Origin of the sequence: Bacillus sp. AY2-1, from assembly GCF_008368965.1 — a bacterium.
GTDB lineage: Bacteria > Bacillota > Bacilli > Bacillales > Bacillaceae_G > Bacillus_A > Bacillus_A thuringiensis_S.
Genome location: NZ_QPEL01000001.1, coordinates 1 through 19,304 on the forward strand (window position 1 = coordinate 1; position 19,304 = coordinate 19,304).

Consider the following 19,304-nt stretch of genomic DNA (forward strand, 5'->3'; position numbering starts at 1 on the left):
CCCCACCTAACTTCTTTGCTTTCGCTGAATTTTGAGATGGGAGTCTTACTGCCCGTTAATGCGGGATAAAATATCCCCCTGTTTATTTTTTATAATAGCAGCTACACTCGGCATGAATATTAGTTCATGCCCTAATTGCTCACGGATTTTTTTATAATATAGTGACATTGACATACTATTCTCTCCTAATCTATTAATAACTGTATTTTCTGATATTTATTGCATAATATTCTTAATACAAACTTCTATATAGAAAGGATAAAAACATGTCGCAAGAAAAACTTGCAAACAAATTTCTATCATTTACTGAAAGTGGTACTCAATAGATTGAGTACCACTTTTACTTTACATGCTTTTCATTAGCGTACTTTTTCTTCAGTCACCCTACTCACAATTCCAACAATAAATTTATATTCAATCCTTCTCTTCTTATCTTTCTTAAAACCCTCTTTCGTATCAAAAATAAAACACGTTTTCCGAAACCAAATTCGTACGTATACAGACTCTAAGTAAATAGGTTTTATAATTCCTCGTTCTTCAAATTCAGTCCCATCTTTATTTTCAGTTTCCGTTCGAACGAACCACTTATTCCCGATTCCAATCTCAATATACTTCACATACTAACCTCCATTAGGAAATTTCCCTTCTAACAATTCTATTATTTCCCCGGTAAGCGCAGATTCCGACAGAACATGAGCCCACAAAGAAAAAGTAGATTACAAAAATCTACTTTATAACTTATATTTTTGCATTCGCTTATAAAATGTACTACGGGGTACATCTAATAGTTTTGCAGCTAATGAAACATTTCCGTTTGTCTTTTGTAATACTTCAATCATGCTATCACGCTGTATTTTTTCGCGAAAATTTAGTGGATGTTCTGTTTTATTTTCAACTTGTAACTCAAGTTGTTGTTGATTTCCCATCATTGTTTGTAGCAAAAAAGCGACTTGCTTTTCGCATATTTCCCGTCCTTGCGACAAGATGTAAATGCGTTCTAATACATTTACTAGTTCTCGAATATTTCCGGGCCATGTATGTTGTAAAAATTGATTGCAAATACTCTTTGGAAATACAACATTCCAATTCTTCCGTTCGCAAAAGTGTTGTATAAAATATGAGATATCCTCTTTTCTTTCTATTAACGATGGAACATATAACGGATAAACGTGCAAACGATAATATAAATCTTGACGGAATTTCCCTTCTTCTACTAACCGTAGTAAATCTTTATGTGTGGCAGTAATAATACGAATATTTACTGGTACCTCTTTTGAACTTCCTATTGGAGTTATTGTACGTTCTTGTAAAACACGCAATAATGCTACTTGCATCTCTGGTGGTACTTCACCAATTTCATCTAAAAATAATGTTCCTCCATGCGCTTGTTCAAATTTCCCTTTATACCCTTGACGTCGCGCACCTGTAAACGCACCTTCAACGTAACCGAACAATTCACTTTCCATTAATTCTTTAGGCAGAGAACCGCAGTTAACAGCTATAAAGGGCCCATCTTTTCTTGGGCTATTTTCATGAATCGCTCTCGCAACATATTCCTTTCCTACTCCTGTCTCACCACATACATACACACTAGCATCAGTCGGTGAAACAAGCTTAATTTCTTCTAGTGTGTGTTGAAATGCTTTGCTTGTCCCGGTAACTCCTGAAAAAGTAATTCCTTTTATAAATGCGAAAGCAGAATATGTATTTATTTGTTTGTTTTTCTTTAAATACATACATTTCCCAATCATTCTTTCATTACTATATACTGGTATCTCTAATTTAGTTTCCAATCCATGGTGCATTAACTCTTCAAGCTTCATTCTTGACCAATTATTTATTCGTTCACGAACACTCTTACTCGCAGAAACGATAACATCACGATGATTACAAATAACTACTTGTTCGTCACTATCAATGACATCCAAAAAACGATGAATTAAGTGTAATTCATTTTGATGAACTCTTATGCTACATTCACGTTCTATTGCATGTGCAATTGAAGTTACCATACCGAGCATATATGGATGCGAAAATTCAATTGGACAGGAGAAATCTAGAACACCAATTAATTTCCCGTCATCATTATGGATAGGAGCAGCCGCACAACTCCAGCTATGAGATGCCACGGAATAATGTTCAGTACCACTTATCATAATAGCTTCTTCAATTTCTAGCGCTGTTCCAATTGCATTTGTACCAACAGCTGCTTCTGTCCATTTTACACCTTCAATAAAATTAATATGTTTCGCTCGCTTTAACGTTTGTTTATTTCCACTTAACGATAGAACATAACCATCTGGATCGATTAATAATGCCATCATTTGTAGTTCATCAATGGTTTTTCTCATATTTTGTATTTGAGGTAATGCTATATCAAGAAAAATTTCACTCTTTTTCTTTTGTTCTTGAAAAACATTAGAAGACAAAATTTTCTGACCTTTATTCATATAAGGATTCACATTTGCTTGTCTACATCGATGCCATGACTCTGAAATTCTTTCGTTTATACGGTTCGAATCAAAGACTCCTTCATCAATAAACTTTTTCCATGTATGTAAGTAAAACGGTGAAGCTAACATTGTATCATCTCCCTTTTAATTGTTTTGGAGATTTATAAAACATACTTCTATTATAAAACTGAATAAAAGCGTTTTCAATACAACTAGAAAGATGACACAAATATGTTAATAATTTGAATATATTAATGCGCGTCTTTATTCTTTTTTAGTAGCACCATATTTTGTATAATGGACGCAAAGAAAATACATAATCAAAACCACTTTTGTGGATTACCATTTATAAAGAAAACAATCACGGCTATTGCAAATAAAATAGCGGCTGATAAACTAATATATAATTTCGTTCTGACCTGCATTAGTCTTCGCTCCTATTATTTTACAGTACATACTAACTCTTCATTTTTCATCTCTACTATGTACTTCTGTAAAACATATTCTCTTCCGCCATGTTTTTCATACCAATCATGTATTCTTTTTACATGAATCTCGTCACTTCTAATTTTCGATTCAATTTCTTTATACCGTTCAAAACTATCATATTCCCATATGGCGAATACTTCAGACGTACCATTCTTATTACCTTTCATCCAGCGTCCTATTAGCCTAGAGCCATGCTTTAACTGATTAGGTAAGTTCGTGTTATTGAAATGATCATTAAATACTTCTATGAATTCATTTTTCACTACATAGTACTTCCTTCTGTAAAACATACCTCTTCCCCTCTTTTATGAAAAGTATCAGTAAACCTTCCCATCACTACCGTATTATAATACTTTCCATCCGATAGTCTTTTGTCATTTTTCAAAATGCCTTCTACTTCAAAACCTAATTTTTTATACAGATGAATAGCTTTCTCGTTTGTCTCTAATACTTGTAAAGATATTTTATTTACTGCATTTTCATCAGCCCATTTAATAGATTGTTGCAATAGACTCTTACCCATTCTATATCCCCAAAACTCTTTTAAAATACAAACACCAAACTCCACTTTATGAGATAATCTCTTAAAATTTGACCCTTCACATCTTGAAAATCCAACGATTCGATTGTGCACTTCTACAACTAAAAAGAGATTCTTAGTCTCTTCACTATCTGTTTTTATTATTTTTTGAAATCCTAGATCATCTATAAATCCCTCTCCAGCATCTCTATCCATATTTTCAGTTTCTCCATCAATCTGAACTCTAATTTTCGATAACTGCTCTGCATCTTTCTCAGCTGCAGAACGAATTGTATAAGTTAATCCATTTATATGAAACTCTTGCTCTTTTACAATCATGTCAAACTCCTTTCAAATGAATATAATGGCGCTATTACAACTTGTTTACCTTGTTTCTCAAAGTCCTGAACAGTTTCTTTACTAGCCTCTTCGTCAGTTATAATAATGTCAATTTTTTTTAGAGACTCTCCTCTTATAAAACAATCTATTCCAAGTTTATTATGCGGAACTAAACAAATATTTCTTCTAGCAATTTCACTTACTCTTTTACTAAAATAAGCAACTTCAGGTGTTGCGGTACTAATACCTTGTAATGAAATGCCTCCACCTGTAGAGAAATACAGATCAATAGAAAATCTACTTATCAATTCAGAGGCAAGTGTATCAGTAATATTCCCTGAAGGTTTTACTTTTCCGCCAATTAAATACGTATCAATATTCTTATATTCTCGTAGATAACCAGCTATTTCTATAGAATTCGTAATAACCGTAAATGATACTTCCGGTAAATATTTCAGCATCGCATTATGAACGGAAGCCCCACCAATAAAAATTGAATCACCTTCTTGTATATAAGATACCGCAACTCTTGCAATTGTGTCCTCATATATTGAGCTATCACTATAACGTTTAGTTGGTTCCGCAGCTAAGTTTCTCACTCGCGTAAGTTCAATTGCACCTCCGTGCGTTCTTTTTAATAAACCATCCTTTTCCATAATAGACAAATCTCTTCTTATAGAATCAATAGACATATCAAATCTTTCCGCAAGATCCTTTGCTATTACTCTTCCATCTGTATTAAGTAGTTCTAAAATTTTCTCTCGACGTTCTTCAGTAAACATGTTATCACCACCGTTATTGAAGGTTCAGAAATTTGAACTTTATATTAATTATATGCACGTTTCTTCCGTTTCACAATATTTTCAATCCTTTTTCTTCCGTCTTTATGCAGTGTTTTCCTCTTTTTCTATTTTGTTAACTTCACATAAAATAAATGCAGATTTGCATATTCCACTAAAAGACTTCTATTTATTTCCTTATTCATGTAAAATTATTCCTATGTTTTACTTTTTAATACAGAAAGGGATTACTATGAAATCACTAATCAAAACGACATGTACAGCATTATTATTTACAGGAATATTAACAGGGTGCAATAGCAATACTACACCAAAACAAGAAAAGAGCGCTCTCGAAAAGAATGCAATGCACTATGGAGAAATAGTTAAAAATGAATACTATAGAGCGACAGTTGAGAATGCAAAGTTTGAAAAAATAGACGAAGAGCGGCGCCTTACTACTCGTGTTATGATTAATAATGTTCGAGACGATGGACAAACTATTGATCTTTCGGAAATAAAATATTTCATACAAGATGAAAAAACTGGTCAGAAATATGAAGGTGAAGCTCATCCGATAGGTGACGAGCACTATAAAAATGTTCCACACGAATTCTCTTTAACTACTGACGTTGTATTTGAACTGAAAACTTCACCAAAAGATTTAAATAATATGTATTTATACATAGATAGCAAAGCTGCGCCGTTAACAAATACATATTGGAAGCTTGATAATTTAGTATCTAAATAGAAAGACCAGTCTTATACGACTGGTCTTTTTACATTCATACATTTAACTTTCATTAACACTTATATTAATTTTCTAATAACAACTTGAATAACATCAGCTAAACCAGTGTGCCCTTTCCCTTCAACTCGCTCTTGTTCTCCATTAAAGAAATGAATTACCTTATGTTCTTCACACCAAGTAAGGATATCAATTGGATCATACAGCATATCAACATCTTTTGGTCCACCAGTACTATAGTTTATTTGTTTTTTTGAGTAAACTTCAAACATAATTAATCCACCAGGCTTTATCGTTTGTATCATTTTATCTAATATCATTTTTTTATAATCATCATGAAAATGTCCAAATACCATAATTGCCGCATCATATTCATTTTCTGGCAAACTATCAGCTAATAAATCTACTTTTTTTGTATGCACGTTTACGTTATGCTTCTCTGCCAATTTTTTTGTCTTTTCTAATCCATCTTTCGAATAATCAATAGCTGTTACTTCGTTCCCTTGTCTTGCTAGAAATACAGCATTTCTACCTTCTCCCTCCGCAAATGCTATTACTTTATTGTGATTTGCTAAACGAAATGCTTGTTCTTTAATAAATGTATTAGGTTCTTCCCCGTAAAAATATTCATCTGATTTATATCGATCATTCCAAAAATTATTCATCATCTTCTCTCCTTCTTCATATCATTTTCTAACTACAATTAAAGATATTAAAGAGCCTTTTTATCCTTAATTAATTTAAAAATAAAAGCAGATTAAAAATCCACTTTTATTTTTTTCGCAAGATCTACGATTTTTTGATTTCTTAACTCTTCTTCCATTTTCTCTTCTGCTGCGAGCATTGCCTCATTAATTAAACATCCAGGTTTGTCATGTAAACAACAGTCAAACAATGATGTTTTGCCTTCAATTGCATGTATAATATCTAAAAATGAAATATCTTCCCAATTCTTACTAAGCGAGTAACCGCCCTTTGGACCAGATGATGAGTGTATCATCCCTTCCTTCGTCAACTTAGTTAGTATTTTAGACAAGTACGTTGGTGAAACATTTTGCATTTCTGCTAATTGGTAAACACTAACTAACTTATTTGGTGTGGCCTTTGCCAGAAAAAGCATTGTATGAAGAGCATAATTTGTAGCTTTAGAATATTTCATAGTACAGCTCCTATTGTAGACTCCATGTATCTACAATAACTTTATTTTTTTATTATGTCAAACGTTTGTAATACTCCATACAACATTATTTCTTCACAAGTAATACATCTGCTGCGCAAATCGTCACTTCTCTAAATGGAGAGTCAAATAAAACACCTAGTTCAAAACCATCTTCAGTAAGAGCTATTTCATGATATAGCCACCAAGCACTGTCAAAGTTTTCCTGCATAGAACACTTTGTTACTCCTATAAAGGTTACTTCAAGTTTATCAAATTCACTAAAAGTACCACTGCAATCTAATACGATAGACAAAGTATCTTCTGATTCTCTCTTTATTACTTTAATTACACTATCGTGTAGTGATGTCTTGTGTAACTGAGCGACATTTGACGGAAGTTTTTTCTCAATGGAATTAAAATATTCTACGTATGATTGATCTAATTGTGCCATTCTTTTCTCATAATCTGTTGTCCACTCTTGCATAAGTTTTTTCAGTTCACCTGAGGGGTATTCTGAATTAATTGTTATGTTTTGTATAATTGAGTATATCGATTCAGGAAGGAATTTTAATAAATCTATTTTCCTTTCCTCTATTTCTTCCTTTAAACTTTGTATATCCATTTCCGACCATTCTTTTATAGACTCTATAAAACTTACAAATTCTAAAACTTGCATTTTTTTATACCATTCTCTTGTAAAATATTTCAATGACACCTCTCCTAAAATATCTTTACATCCAGTAAAAGCAATACATCCACTTATTATATCATTCCAATAACCATTTTTTCTAAAGAAATAATGTAAAAATGTAAATATTCCGCCTATTATTTCTAAAACTTCAGAATATTTACAAAAGTATAAAATTAGAATACATTTTAGCTGTACAAGATTCACCTGTACAAAAATTCAAACAAAAAGGGATGGTTATATGTTGAAGAAATTAGTAGCAGGGACATTAGTAGCGGGTTTTGCATTAACTGGAGGACTAGGTGCAGTAAGCGCTGAGGAAAAAAGTAACACAATTAAGTCATTTGATTATTTAAAAGTGGATGAACAAAATGTTAATTCATTTGCAAAATTAAGTGATCAGGATAAGAAAGATATCCAAATTACTATGGTATTACCTAAGCAAAATGAAAATGGAGATTGGCTAGCTTATGGTTTTACTAGCCGCGAAACATTGGATGCGTATATTGCAAAGGATAAAAAAGCAATTAAAAATAATATTAATCCTTTAGGTAGTGGTGCTGGTAGTACTGATTTTTATGAACATAAAGATAAAGGTGGCCAATATATTTACTGGAGCAGTGGCTTTAAAAACTTACCATCTAGCTGGAATGACAGAATTTCTTCTGTAAGTACAGCGTCGCCTTCTGCAAGTTATTCAACAACACTTTGGGAACACACTTCAACACAAGGATATGGAAAAGGCGTTTTATTTAAACACGCTGATTGGTACGGTAAAACTGCTAATTTAGCTCCTGAATGGAACGATAAAACTTCAGCTATTGACATTAAAAAGTAATAGAGGATTTAATTTCTTCTATAAAAATTCAAACCACTATTCTCTCATTCATTTAGAGAATAGTGGTTTATTATAATTCGATTTAAGCATGTACAGCCTGTCCTACAGCTTGCAATAATGCTTCATGAATCGCTTCAGATAAGGTTGGATGCGCTGCAATATAATCTCTCATTATATCAGCGGTAACTTCTGTATGAATCATTACGGTCCCTTGACCAATAAGTTCAGTTGCATGAGGACCGATAATAGAAATCCCTACAATTTCTTGGTATTTAGGTTCCACAATGACTTTTACTTTACCCGTTTGTTCTCCTAAAATAAGAGCTTTTCCGTTCGCTGTAAAATGGAATTCTCCAATGAGAATATCACCATATTGTTCTCTTGCACCTTTTTCACTTAACCCGACACTAGCTATTTCTGGAGCTGTGTATATACAACGGGGAACAGCGTGATAATTTACTTTCACGTCTTCTCCGCTTGCGTGTAATGCTGCTGTCGTTCCTTCATGGAAGGCAACGTGAGCAAGCTGAATTCCACCGATCACATCACCAACTGCGTAAATATGTGATACGTTCGTTTGCATATGTTCATTCACAGCAATCCCTTTATTTGAAAACTGAACTCCTGCCTTTTCTAATCCTAATTGTTGTACTCGTGGTTTTCTTCCTACAGAAACAAGAACAAATTCTGGAGTTACTTCGTGAGTAATTCCCTCGTATTCAAATGAAGCTTGCTTCTTATAGTTATTTAATCCTTTTAAAACTGCTCCCGTAAAAATTTCCACACCATCTTTTTCTAATTTCTCTCTTAAAATATTCGCGATATCTTCATCTTCACCAGGTAGTAATTGCGGTGCCATCTCAACTATCGATACTTTTGTGCCGAGTCTACTATAAATACTTGCAAACTCACATCCTATTACACCACCGCCAACGATTAACAATGAAGATGGTACACTCTCAAGAGACATTGCATGGCTACTATTTAAAATCCATTTTCCATCGAACGGAGCGAATGGTAATTCTGTAGGTTCGGAACCAGCTGCAATAATAAAGCTCCCTCCATCAATTACTTCTTCTTTATTTCCTTGTACAACTCGCACACGATGATCCGTTTCGAATTTCGCTTTTCCTTTTACAACTTTAATTTTATTTTTCTTCATTAAATATTGTATTCCTTGGACGAGTTGCTTTACGATTTGTGATTTCCTCGCCTGTATTTGACCCCAATCAATTGAGATATTTTCTGTATTAATCGTAACTCCATAATCATTCGCTTTTCTCACAATGTCATGTACTTCAGCACTTTCTAACAGTGATTTCGTAGGCATACACCCAACATTTAAACATGTTCCGCCAAGGTCAGCTTCATCAATAAGAGTGACATCTTTGCCATTTTGAGCCGCGGTAATTGCTGCTACATAGCCAGCAGGTCCGCCCCCAATAACAACTAATTTACTCATTCTCTCACCTTCTCTTTATAAAAGAATTGTTATAGGTTCTTCTAAATAATGTTTAATTGTGCGTAAAAATGCAGCTGCTGGTGCACCGTCTAATACACGATGATCGAATGTTAAACTTAAAGGTAACATACTTCCTTTTCTTAATTTTTTCCCTTTAAATACAGGAACATGTTCAATTGCACCTACACCTAAAATACCAGTTTCAGGTGTATTTAATACCGGTGTGAAATATTCAATACCAAAGCTACCTAAATTACTAATTGTAAATGTCGTTCCGTGCATATCATCACTACTTAAGCTACCTGCTCGTGCCTTTTGTGCCACATTCTTAATCTCTTTAGACAACTCTACTAAAGATAAATTATTTGCAAAGCGAATAGCTGGAACGACTAACCCTTTTTCTAATGCGACTGCCATGCCTAAATGCACATGTTCAAATTGATGAATTGCATCATCTATATAAGCGCTGTTCATTTCTTTATGCTCTCCAAGTGCTAATACAACAGCATGCGAGACGAAATCCGTAATAGTTAATTTATTATCATATCTTTTTTGTACAACTTCCGCTATTTCTTTATGTAAAGCAACTAAATCTGTTACATCTACTTTCATCGTTAACGTTAATTGTGCGCTATTTTGTAAGCTTGCGTGCATACGATTTGCGATTGCTTTACGCATACCAGTAACAGGAATCGCTTTACTTTCTTCTCGTTCAGATATTTCCGGAACGTTTACTCTTACCTCAAGTACTTTTAATACATCTGCCTTTGTAATCCTTCCGCCAGGACCTGTACCAACTAATGCCTTGATATCCAGATTTTCAGACTTTGCAATTTTCTTCGCTACAGGTGAAATTTTAATTCTTTGCTTCGATACTTCTTTCCCATTTGCTTCTTGATTTTGTACATTTTGTACTTCTATATTAGATGTTTTTTCTTCTACAACATGTGTGCTTTCCTGCATTTCTACCTTTTCATTCGGTTTACCGATGTAGCAAATTACAGTACCAGGCGGCACTCCTTCATCTTCACTTACAGCTATATCAAGTACCGTACCATCAGCTGGCGCTTCAATTTCCGTTTCAATTTTTTCTGAATTAATACTAGCAATTAGTTCTCCTTTTGCTACATTATCGCCTGCTTTAATATTCCAGTTCGTAATAATACCTTCTTTCATCGCCATACCTAACTTCGGCATTACAACTTCTACAGCCATGTGTCTCTCTCCCTTCTCATCGTTTTATTACACATGTAATAAAGATTGGTCTCCAATCATTTCTGATACAGTTTCAATTACTTTTTCTGGCGTTGGCAAATACAACTTTTCAAGTGGTGGTGAGAACGGAACAGGTGTATGTGGTGCTGTAATTCGTTTAATAGGTGCATCTAACAAATCAAAACCTTTATCCGCTACAATTGCCGCAATATCTGTTGCAATACTACATCTAGGATTCGCTTCGTCAATGACGATAAGACGATTTGTTTTTTCAACAGATGATAAAATAGTATCTTCATCAAGTGGTGATAAAGATCGTGGATCAATTACTTCTACTTCAAGCCCCTTTTTCGATAATTGCTTTGCAGCTGCAAGCGCTGTATGAACTTGCTTTCCGATTGCGACAATTGTTACATCAGAACCTTCCCGTTTAATATCTGCTTTTCCTAATGGAATTGTATAGTATCCTTCTGGCACTTCACCTTTCATATTGTAAAGTGTTTTATCCTCAAAGAAGATTACTGGATCATCATCTTCAATTGCCGCTAATAATAAGCCTTTTGCATCATACGGTGTGGAAGGAACAACAACTTTAATACCTGGTATGCTCGTAAATAATGCGTACAAACTTTGTGAATGTTGAGCTGCTGCACTAAAACCAGCGCCATGCATCGTACGTACTGTAACGGGTACTTTTGCTTTACCTCCAAACATATAACGGAATTTCGCACCTTGGTTTAATACTTGGTCAAGACAACTACCGATAAAATCATTAAACATTAACTCAGCTATCGGACGTAACCCAGTTGCAGCAGCTGCCATCGCAGCTCCCATATAACCCGCTTCAGAAATTGGTGTATCCAATATACGATTTCGACCAAACTCTTGTACAAGTCCTTTCGTAACACCAAGAACACCACCCCAAGCTTCATCATCTTGCAGGTGATCAACTTGTGCACCGCCTGCAACATCTTCACCTATTAAAATTACATTTTCATCACGACGCATTGAGATTTTCATCGCTTCATTAATTGCAGTTGACATACTTACTGTTCTAGTCATAATTTTTCACCCTCCTCTTATTTGTAAGAAACGTATACATCTTTTAATAATTCTTCATCGTCTGGGTATGGACTATTTTCACTAAATTCAATGGATCTTTGTACTGCATCATCTACTGCTTTTTCCATATCAACAAGTTCAGATTCTGTTAATAAACCTTCATGAATTAAATGCTTACGGAAATTCACAATTGCATCTTTTTCATTTAAATGTTCTTCTTTTTCTTCTGTTGTTTTATATGTTTGCGCTTCACCTTCGAAATGACCATAATTACGATATGTCATACATTCAATAATTGTTGGACCATCACCATTACGCGCACGTTCCACTGCTTCTGCAGCAGCTTTATATACAGCGAGAAGATCTTTTCCATCTACTTGAACACCTGGAATATTATAAGCTTTTGCACGATTGGCAATAGAATCACAACTTGAAGCATATTCAAATGTAGTTGCTTCACCATAACCATTATTTTCTGCGATAAAAATAACCGGTAACTTCCAAATCGCTGCTAAATTAACCCCTTCATGAAATGTCCCTTCATTATTTGCTCCGTCACCGAAGAAGCAAACACTTACATCCTTTGTTCCTTTATATTTAGCTGTTAATGCTGAACCGCAAGCAAGTGGGAAACCGCCACCTACAATGCCATTTGCACCAAGCATTCCTTTATCTAAATCGGCAATATGCATGGAACCACCTTTGCCTTTACATAACCCTGTCGCTTTCCCGAAAAGCTCAGCCATCATACCATTTAAATCACAACCTTTTGCGATACAATGTCCATGACCTCTATGTGTACTTGTAATACTGTCACTATCCGTTAAGTGGGCACATACACCAACTGCTACCGCTTCTTCACCTGCGTATAAATGAACGAAACCTGGCAAAACGCCTTGCGCGAACAATTCATGCACCTTATCTTCAAATTTACGAATCTCTAACATTTTTTTATACATCCAACGAGCTTGTTCTTTCGTAATTTCATTCCCTTTACTTTCAGTTGTTTTTAACATGTCCAGCCCTCCTATTTTCTTGTTCGTCTGTTATATTGCAAGTACTATGCCAAATTCTAATCCTTGATTTCATGGGTTTTCTCATTTCTTTCATAATAAAAAAGTGGACAAAATGAGACAGATGTCTCGTTTTGTCCACTTTTGTTCACCTAATTTGAGAACTATTATCTTATTCATTCTCAAAGCTCTGCTGTAATTTTCGGATGTAAATAATTTGCCCAATATGATATGCATTATGAGTTGTTACATTCGCTAACACTTCCCACCACTTTGCAGAAACAGGAAATCCCACTACATCACTTTCAACCTTTTCTTCATTAATGAGATTTTGCCATTGTAACAGTTTTTCTAGTAGTTTTTCCCGTAATTCATCGAAAGTTTGATTATCTGAAAGCATAAAACTTTTGTTATTATCTCCTATAGCGGGTACTGCATTCACATTTGATTCTTTATACCTAGTTTGCCACGTAGAGTTCCAATACAGTAAATGTTGTACGATTTCAGCTATACTATTACTCTCTTCATTCGGTTTCCAGCAAGCTTCCCTCTCAGATAAATCCTTAACTGCATCGGAAAATGGCATATACCAACTAGGATCATTTGCATTCGCTAATAGCTGATCTGCTAATACATCTTTCACATGGACCATTTTTTTCCCTCATTTCATTATCATATTAATATACACTACTCTATATACGCTCATTCCCTATAATCCCCTTTTTTACATACAAATTGATTTCATACTAAATGTAAGAATAATAGATTTTCTTATCATAACTCGTTATGATAAAAGAAAAAGAAAGCTGGCGGAAAATGAATAAAAAAATCGCAATAATTACAGGAGCCTCAAGTGGATTTGGACTATTAACTACACTCGAACTCGCAAAAAAAGATTATTTAGTTATCGCTACAATGCGAAACCTTGAAAAACAAGTAAACTTAATATCTCAAGTTACTCAACTTAACTTACAGCACAATATAAAAGTTCAACAATTAGATGTAACCGATCAAAATTCTATACATAACTTCCAATTATTTTTAAAAGAAATACAAAAAGTAGACCTTCTTGTTAATAATGCAGGATATGCAAATGGCGGCTTTGTAGAAGAAATTCCAGTAGAGGAATACCGTAAACAATTTGAAACGAACCTATTTGGAGCTATATCAATTACCCAGCTTGTTTTACCATATATGAGAGAACAAAAAAGCGGAAAAATCATTAATATAAGCAGCATTAGCGGCCAAGTTGGATTTCCTGGTTTATCTCCTTATGTATCTTCAAAATATGCATTAGAAGGCTGGAGTGAATCGCTTCGCTTAGAATTAAAACCTTTCGGAATAGACGTCGCTTTAATTGAACCTGGTTCTTACAACACAAATATATGGGAGGTTGGTAAACAACTAGCTGAAAACCAATCTGATACAACATCTCCTTACAAAGAATATATGGATAAAATACAAAAACATATTAATAGCGGTAGTGATACATTTGGTCATCCGATAGAGGTTGCTAATAAAATTGTAGAAATTGCTGAATCTAAGCGTACAAATTTACGATATCCAATCGGTAAAGGTGTGAAATTTATGATCTTCGCGAAGAAAATTCTTCCTTGGAGATTGTGGGAGTTTCTTGTGTTGAGGAGTTTTAAGAAGATGTAAATATAAAGAGTAACTATCAAGATAAATAATGGTAGCTACTCTTTTTAAATATTCATCATGAAAAACCAAAATGACATTAGTATGTAGAAAGAGGATCAAAATAAAGTAACATTGAAACCATAAAAACAAATGCAAAGAATCCAATTATAGAAAGAATATATTCCTTTGTCTCTCTGTTATACTTCCATTCCATCCATACGCGTAATAAGGAAATTGCTCCAAAATAAGCAAATACAGCAATTCCTATATTAGCATTTTCTACTTTGAACAGATAAATAAAACTCACTATAAAATATACGATAAAAAGACCTATTTCTAATTTTACATGTAAACTATTTACATGCTTATATATCCAAGCATTGCCCTTTGGCATATTTAGTTTTTTTCTTAAAAACTTTTCTAAAAAATACCCTCCAATTATCATACTAATAACTATAATCCAAATAGTAGAGTTGCCCACTGCATTCCCTCCTATTAAATTAATTATGTTTTCGTAACAAAGTGGATTATTTTTTAAAATATTTAGATAATATATTCATTTTCTTTATCTTCTTTAGTAGTAGTTTTATCAAGACATGTTTTATGTATTGTACAACAACAATCTATTTCCCATCCCTTTTGTTCCGGGATGTTTATCCTTTTTCTTTCTATTTTTTCAAAAACGAATATAGATAGTACCGATAAAATTAATAGAGGTATTTTTATAATTGACTGAAAACCCTATCCTTTTATTTTCTTACTTTCATTTTCTCCGGCTGATCACTAGGATACGTGGCATTCTCTTTATTTTCAACGTCCCAACTAATTATAGTCGCACTATCACGTCCCAACTGATGATGCACGTGTTCTAAAACATTGTGAATATTTTCTTTAAGTGTTTTATCATTTCTATTCATAGCATTATACAAATTTACAGGTGTTTCATATCGGTGTTCCCCGCATTCTAATACTCCATCTGTCACTATTACAATTCGGTTCTTTCCAGTACGTAATTCACGAATACCTGATGAATAGCAAGGAACAGGTAAATCAAATGTGTTTACATTTCCAATCCATTCGTAAAAATGACGTTGATTTAATGCATATTGCCCTAACTTATGTAACTCTTCATGAAATACATACACTAAACAATCACCAATAGAAAGCCACCATATATAATTTTCTTTTCTTACACATAGTAAGCAAGCTGTTTCACCTTTAATTCTTTGGCATTTTTCTTTAAATGAAGAGGATTGAAAAATTGAAAGTATATGATTTTCAACAGATTGAAATACTGTATCAATCGATTCATTCATTATTACTTTTATATTTTCATATTCTTTTTCGATTGTATTTACTACTAAATCAACACTTTCCGCACTATTATGTCCATCTAAAATAGCTGTAAACTCCCAATCACCATTCGACCAAACTAATGCACCATCTTCATTCTTTTTTGCTCCAGCGTTTATATTACCGCCATATATTCCGAGTACGATATCACCATATTGTTTTACTGAAACTTCGTCTAAACACATCTTCTTATTTCCAACCCATGAATATTTTCTATTATTTGTTGTATGCATACTCATTTACCATATACTTACGTATTCTTTCGCATAGTTTTTTTATTTTCTCTTCATCACCATATGGTGCACCAGTCCATTTCGCTACTTCGGTTGGTGACCAAAATTCTTTTGGTGTATTCGGATAACGTGGAATAATGTGCACCTGCATATGTGGTACACCATTTCCTGAAACAAAAGTGTAAATATACTCTGCACCTTCGCTTTCTTTTAGCGCTTTACTTACTCTACTTGTTATAAGTCCGAACGCTTTCGCTTCTTCATCTGTTAGTTCAGCGAGGCCAGGTACATGTCTTTTTATATCTATCATTACATAACCTAGGTATGATTCTTCACTATCCCAGTAGACATGTCCAACGTAAACGAGTTCATCTTCGTAAATAGCTCCACCTGGAACTATAATATTTCCTTTATGTTTTTCGCAAATGAAGCAGTTTTGTTCTACTTGATTGTTTGTTGACATATCCATCACCATCCTTTTCATATATAATATCACAAAAAAAGGAAAAACAGGTTTAACATTCCGAATATTCATTCTTTTGATACTGCAACTTTGAAATGAATTTACACCTCATTATTTCTTCAAAAACGCAATCCCAATTATAATCCCAATCACAATTCCGATTACTAAATTATTTGTAAAGTGCCCTTGAAATACACCGATTACAACCCCTATACCGACACCTATTGCCAAAGCATCATTTCTTTTTTTATTTTTAGCCAAAATTGCATCTCCTCCCATCATTTCTCCCTAAACAACATGCACTCACTTAAATGTATTAATATACGCACTATCTCGCTTGAATCTTTTCAAAAAAAGCACTTTAACTTCATATATAATATTTTCCATTTTCTGTACATACTCCTTTTATAATGAAAAAATTTCAAGTAACCATTAAATATATATAGGCATTTACTATAAGAAAGATCCGTAATTTATTGAAGGAGGAACGATTCAAATGCATCCTCATTGGAATCCAAATATAAATCAACAGTATGTTTATTCTCCCCATCCTGTAAGGAATACATTGCATCATGATTCACAATATATGATGCCGCGCATCGCTAGCCTTGAAAGTCAGTTAGCTAAATTAATCTCATTAATCGAAGAAAATAATCAATTAATTAAATCCATGGAACAACAGCAAAACCAAGTTTGTGCACCAGCTGGAGGTTCTGTTATCGTTCGTATGTAAACTGGATGCAATAAAAAACACACTTTGTAGTATAAAAGTGTGTTTTTTGGTCATTATTTTCTTTTCGTATGGAACCCTTGTGTAATTCGGTCTAATATAATTGCGATTACTACGATAGCTAATCCAGCTTCAAATCCCATTCCGATATTAACTTGTGTTACCGAGCGATATACATCAACTCCAAGCCCAGGAGCTCCTACAAGTGACGCTGTTACAACCATTGATAACGAAAGCATAATGCTTTGGTTCACACCAGCCATAATCGTTCCGGTTGCAAGTGGTAATTGTACTTTAAATAGTTTTTGTGATGCTGTGGATCCAAATGCATTCGCTGCTTCAATTAAATCTTCTGGAACTTGTCTAATTCCTAAGTCAGTAAAACGAATTGTAGGTGGCATTGCAAAGATTACCGATGCAATAATTCCAGGTACTACACCAACTCCGAAAAATGTAATCGCTGGAATGAGGTATACGAATGCCGGCATTGTTTGCATAAAATCTAATGTTGGTTTTAAAAATTTTGAAAAACGTTCATTTTGAGATGCTAATATTCCAATTGGAATTCCGACAATAATTGAAATAATAACAGACGTAAGTACGAGTGCTAATGTTTGCATCGTTTGTGCCCAGTAGTTAATATTTAAAATAAACAATAAGCCGATTAGTGTAAAAATAATTAATGATACTTTTCTCGTTGTGTACCAAATGAGGAAACAAAGGATAATAATCATCAATATGGCCGGTATTATTGTTAAAAAATTAGTGAGTAAATCAACGAATCCGCCGATAATATAAGAGAACCCTCGGAATATGCCTTCAAGGTGCTCATATAAACTTGCAACAAATGAGTCGACCCATTCTCCTAAAGGAATACGTGGTATATTATTCATCGTCTTTCACCTCTTCCTCAATGTTTCCTGCAAGAGCTTGAATGACACTTTCACGTTTAATAATTCCTCTTAGCCTTTTCTTCTCATCGATTACTGGTAACGGATATTTCATCTCCGCCATTTTTGCATATGTCTCTTCCAGTAAAGTATCTAAATACACATGCGGAATATCATTAAGTAATAAATCAGCAATCGGCCATTGTTTTTGAACTGCTTTACTCGCATCATCCGCGGTTAATATACCTAAAAACTCATACTTTTTATTGACAACATATACAGTTGAAACACCTGCATTCCTCATAATTTGAAGGGCTACACGTGGTCCACGATCAATTAATAAAGTTTCTGGTCGTTTTAATATAGATTCCGCTGTAATTACTTTTCCTAAATTCACATCCGCAACAAACTTTTCTACGAATTCATTAGCGGGGCTCATCATAATTTCTTCTGGCGTTCCAATTTGGACAATTTCTCCATCTTTCATTAATGCGATACGATCCCCAATTCGAAGCGCTTCATCTAAATCATGTGTAATAAATATAATCGTTTTTTCCATTTTATCTTGTAACTCTAACAATTCATCTTGCATTTCTTTTCGAATAAGTGGATCTAATGCACTGAATGACTCGTCCATTAGTAATACATCTGGATTATTCGTTAGTGCTCTTGCGATTCCAACGCGCTGCTGCATACCACCACTAAGTTGACTTGGATAATTATCTTTATGATGATCGAGTCCTACTAACTGTAGCGATTCTAACGCTTTTTTCTCTCGCTCTTCTACCGAAACCCCTTGTATTTCTAAACCATATGCAACATTTTGTATAACCGTACGATGCGGAAATAGAGCGAACTTCTGAAATACCATACTCATTTTCGTTCTTCTTACTCTCCGTAACTCTTCTTTTCCCATCGTTGCGATGTCTTCACCATCTATGTATATATGACCTGCAGTTGGTTTAATCAATTGATTTAACATACGAACTAGCGTAGATTTCCCGCTACCAGACAAACCCATAATAACGAAAATTTCTCCAGAGTATACCTCAAACGTTGCTTTTTTTACACCAACGTTCATTCCTGTCTCTTTTAAAATTTCCGATTTGCTTTTCCCCTCTTTTAATAAAGAAAGGGCTCTTTGCGGATGTTTCCCGAATACTTTTGTTACGTTTTCAACACGCACCTTTGTATTATCCATGTCACTACTCCTTTTCTACCCATCTATT

Annotated in this window: 23 protein-coding genes and 1 pseudogene; 4 read left to right on the top strand and 20 right to left on the bottom strand. The window is 34.0% G+C overall.

Annotation, left to right across the window (positions count from 1 at the left end):
* Nucleotides 1–51 precede the first annotated feature (51 nt).
* The 6 genes and pseudogenes from DN403_RS00005 to DN403_RS00030 form a co-directional block, all read right to left on the bottom strand.
* Nucleotides 52–174 (bottom strand): annotated as a pseudogene (locus tag DN403_RS00005) (phosphohydrolase); the annotation flags it as partial.
* Nucleotides 175–359: 185 nt separating this feature from the next.
* Complete coding sequence (locus tag DN403_RS00010; RefSeq protein WP_000873836.1) at nucleotides 360–617, bottom strand: DUF3977 family protein; 258 nt, start codon at nucleotides 615–617, stop codon at nucleotides 360–362.
* A 114-nt stretch (nucleotides 618–731) separates the two neighbouring features.
* A complete protein-coding gene (locus DN403_RS00015; RefSeq protein WP_000881380.1) occupies nucleotides 732–2,582 on the bottom strand; it encodes a sigma-54-dependent Fis family transcriptional regulator in 1,851 nt (616 codons plus the stop codon).
* 311 nt (nucleotides 2,583–2,893) lie between these two features.
* Nucleotides 2,894–3,232, bottom strand: coding sequence for an NIPSNAP family protein (locus DN403_RS00020; protein ID WP_000499995.1), 339 nt, complete (start codon nucleotides 3,230–3,232; stop codon nucleotides 2,894–2,896).
* A complete protein-coding gene (locus DN403_RS00025; protein WP_000635676.1) occupies nucleotides 3,205–3,801 on the bottom strand; it encodes a GNAT family N-acetyltransferase in 597 nt (198 codons plus the stop codon). The genes DN403_RS00020 and DN403_RS00025 overlap by 28 nt, the downstream gene beginning before the upstream one ends.
* The gene (locus DN403_RS00030; protein WP_000493642.1) at nucleotides 3,798–4,583 is read right to left on the bottom strand and encodes a DeoR/GlpR family DNA-binding transcription regulator; all 786 of its coding nucleotides are present in this window, start codon (nucleotides 4,581–4,583) and stop codon (nucleotides 3,798–3,800) included. The genes DN403_RS00025 and DN403_RS00030 overlap by 4 nt, the downstream gene beginning before the upstream one ends.
* 250 nt (nucleotides 4,584–4,833) lie before the next feature.
* On the opposite strand from DN403_RS00030, the gene DN403_RS00035 reads away from it, so the two are divergent.
* Nucleotides 4,834–5,331 (top strand): hypothetical protein, encoded by a 498-nt coding sequence (locus tag DN403_RS00035; RefSeq protein WP_000838461.1) that lies wholly within the window; start codon nucleotides 4,834–4,836, stop codon nucleotides 5,329–5,331.
* Nucleotides 5,332–5,390: 59 nt separating this feature from the next.
* Here the strand turns inward: DN403_RS00035 and DN403_RS00040 are convergent, their stop codons facing one another.
* The 3 genes from DN403_RS00040 to DN403_RS00050 form a co-directional block, all read right to left on the bottom strand.
* Entirely contained in the window at nucleotides 5,391–5,996 is a 606-nt protein-coding gene (locus tag DN403_RS00040; protein ID WP_002082658.1) for a class I SAM-dependent methyltransferase, read from the bottom strand.
* A gap of 89 nt (nucleotides 5,997–6,085) precedes the next feature.
* Nucleotides 6,086–6,487 (bottom strand): Rrf2 family transcriptional regulator, encoded by a 402-nt coding sequence (locus DN403_RS00045; protein ID WP_000877653.1) that lies wholly within the window; start codon nucleotides 6,485–6,487, stop codon nucleotides 6,086–6,088.
* 85 nt (nucleotides 6,488–6,572) lie between these two features.
* Complete coding sequence (locus tag DN403_RS00050) at nucleotides 6,573–7,196, bottom strand: DUF4085 domain-containing protein (protein ID WP_000873450.1); 624 nt, start codon at nucleotides 7,194–7,196, stop codon at nucleotides 6,573–6,575.
* A 220-nt stretch (nucleotides 7,197–7,416) separates the two neighbouring features.
* Between DN403_RS00050 and DN403_RS00055 the strand changes: the two genes are divergently transcribed.
* The gene (locus DN403_RS00055; RefSeq protein WP_000914437.1) at nucleotides 7,417–8,013 is read left to right on the top strand and encodes a hypothetical protein; all 597 of its coding nucleotides are present in this window, start codon (nucleotides 7,417–7,419) and stop codon (nucleotides 8,011–8,013) included.
* An 82-nt stretch (nucleotides 8,014–8,095) separates the two neighbouring features.
* Here DN403_RS00055 and lpdA read toward each other — a convergent pair whose 3' ends face one another.
* The 5 genes from lpdA to DN403_RS00080 all read right to left on the bottom strand — a co-directional run bounded on the left by lpdA (nucleotide 8,096) and on the right by DN403_RS00080 (nucleotide 13,417).
* Nucleotides 8,096–9,475, bottom strand: coding sequence for a dihydrolipoyl dehydrogenase (gene lpdA, locus DN403_RS00060; protein ID WP_000041184.1), 1,380 nt, complete (start codon nucleotides 9,473–9,475; stop codon nucleotides 8,096–8,098).
* Between the two features lie 15 nt (nucleotides 9,476–9,490).
* Nucleotides 9,491–10,690, bottom strand: a complete 1,200-nt coding sequence (locus tag DN403_RS00065; RefSeq protein WP_000257746.1) for a dihydrolipoamide acetyltransferase family protein — start codon at nucleotides 10,688–10,690, stop codon at nucleotides 9,491–9,493.
* Between the two features lie 27 nt (nucleotides 10,691–10,717).
* Nucleotides 10,718–11,752, bottom strand: a complete 1,035-nt coding sequence (gene acoB, locus DN403_RS00070; protein ID WP_000198898.1) for an acetoin:2,6-dichlorophenolindophenol oxidoreductase subunit beta — start codon at nucleotides 11,750–11,752, stop codon at nucleotides 10,718–10,720.
* 17 nt (nucleotides 11,753–11,769) lie between these two features.
* The gene (acoA, locus tag DN403_RS00075) at nucleotides 11,770–12,768 is read right to left on the bottom strand and encodes an acetoin:2,6-dichlorophenolindophenol oxidoreductase subunit alpha (protein WP_000921300.1); all 999 of its coding nucleotides are present in this window, start codon (nucleotides 12,766–12,768) and stop codon (nucleotides 11,770–11,772) included.
* A gap of 169 nt (nucleotides 12,769–12,937) precedes the next feature.
* Nucleotides 12,938–13,417, bottom strand: coding sequence for a DinB family protein (locus DN403_RS00080; RefSeq protein WP_000233789.1), 480 nt, complete (start codon nucleotides 13,415–13,417; stop codon nucleotides 12,938–12,940).
* Between the two features lie 164 nt (nucleotides 13,418–13,581).
* Between DN403_RS00080 and DN403_RS00085 the strand changes: the two genes are divergently transcribed.
* Nucleotides 13,582–14,427, top strand: coding sequence for an oxidoreductase (locus DN403_RS00085; RefSeq protein WP_001034800.1), 846 nt, complete (start codon nucleotides 13,582–13,584; stop codon nucleotides 14,425–14,427).
* Nucleotides 14,428–14,503: 76 nt separating this feature from the next.
* Here DN403_RS00085 and DN403_RS00090 read toward each other — a convergent pair whose 3' ends face one another.
* From DN403_RS00090 to DN403_RS00105, 4 genes are all read right to left on the bottom strand, one after another.
* Entirely contained in the window at nucleotides 14,504–14,887 is a 384-nt protein-coding gene (locus tag DN403_RS00090) for a DUF4181 domain-containing protein (protein ID WP_000528449.1), read from the bottom strand.
* A gap of 268 nt (nucleotides 14,888–15,155) precedes the next feature.
* Complete coding sequence (locus DN403_RS00095; RefSeq protein WP_000557563.1) at nucleotides 15,156–15,992, bottom strand: PP2C family serine/threonine-protein phosphatase; 837 nt, start codon at nucleotides 15,990–15,992, stop codon at nucleotides 15,156–15,158.
* A complete protein-coding gene (locus DN403_RS00100; RefSeq protein WP_003278553.1) occupies nucleotides 15,976–16,476 on the bottom strand; it encodes an HIT family protein in 501 nt (166 codons plus the stop codon). Before DN403_RS00100 ends, DN403_RS00095 begins: the two co-directional genes overlap by 17 nt.
* A gap of 90 nt (nucleotides 16,477–16,566) precedes the next feature.
* Nucleotides 16,567–16,734 (bottom strand): glycine zipper domain-containing protein, encoded by a 168-nt coding sequence (locus DN403_RS00105; RefSeq protein WP_000508401.1) that lies wholly within the window; start codon nucleotides 16,732–16,734, stop codon nucleotides 16,567–16,569.
* 217 nt (nucleotides 16,735–16,951) lie between these two features.
* Between DN403_RS00105 and DN403_RS00110 the strand changes: the two genes are divergently transcribed.
* A complete protein-coding gene (locus DN403_RS00110) occupies nucleotides 16,952–17,188 on the top strand; it encodes a hypothetical protein (RefSeq protein ID WP_000553346.1) in 237 nt (78 codons plus the stop codon).
* A gap of 53 nt (nucleotides 17,189–17,241) precedes the next feature.
* Here the strand turns inward: DN403_RS00110 and DN403_RS00115 are convergent, their stop codons facing one another.
* Both DN403_RS00115 and DN403_RS00120 read right to left on the bottom strand, forming a co-directional pair.
* Entirely contained in the window at nucleotides 17,242–18,078 is an 837-nt protein-coding gene (locus DN403_RS00115) for an ABC transporter permease (RefSeq protein ID WP_001059837.1), read from the bottom strand.
* Nucleotides 18,071–19,276: a quaternary amine ABC transporter ATP-binding protein gene (locus tag DN403_RS00120; protein WP_000370608.1), complete on the bottom strand. Its 1,206-nt coding sequence runs from the start codon at nucleotides 19,274–19,276 to the stop codon at nucleotides 18,071–18,073. Before DN403_RS00120 ends, DN403_RS00115 begins: the two co-directional genes overlap by 8 nt.
* Nucleotides 19,277–19,304: the final 28 nt, after the last annotated feature.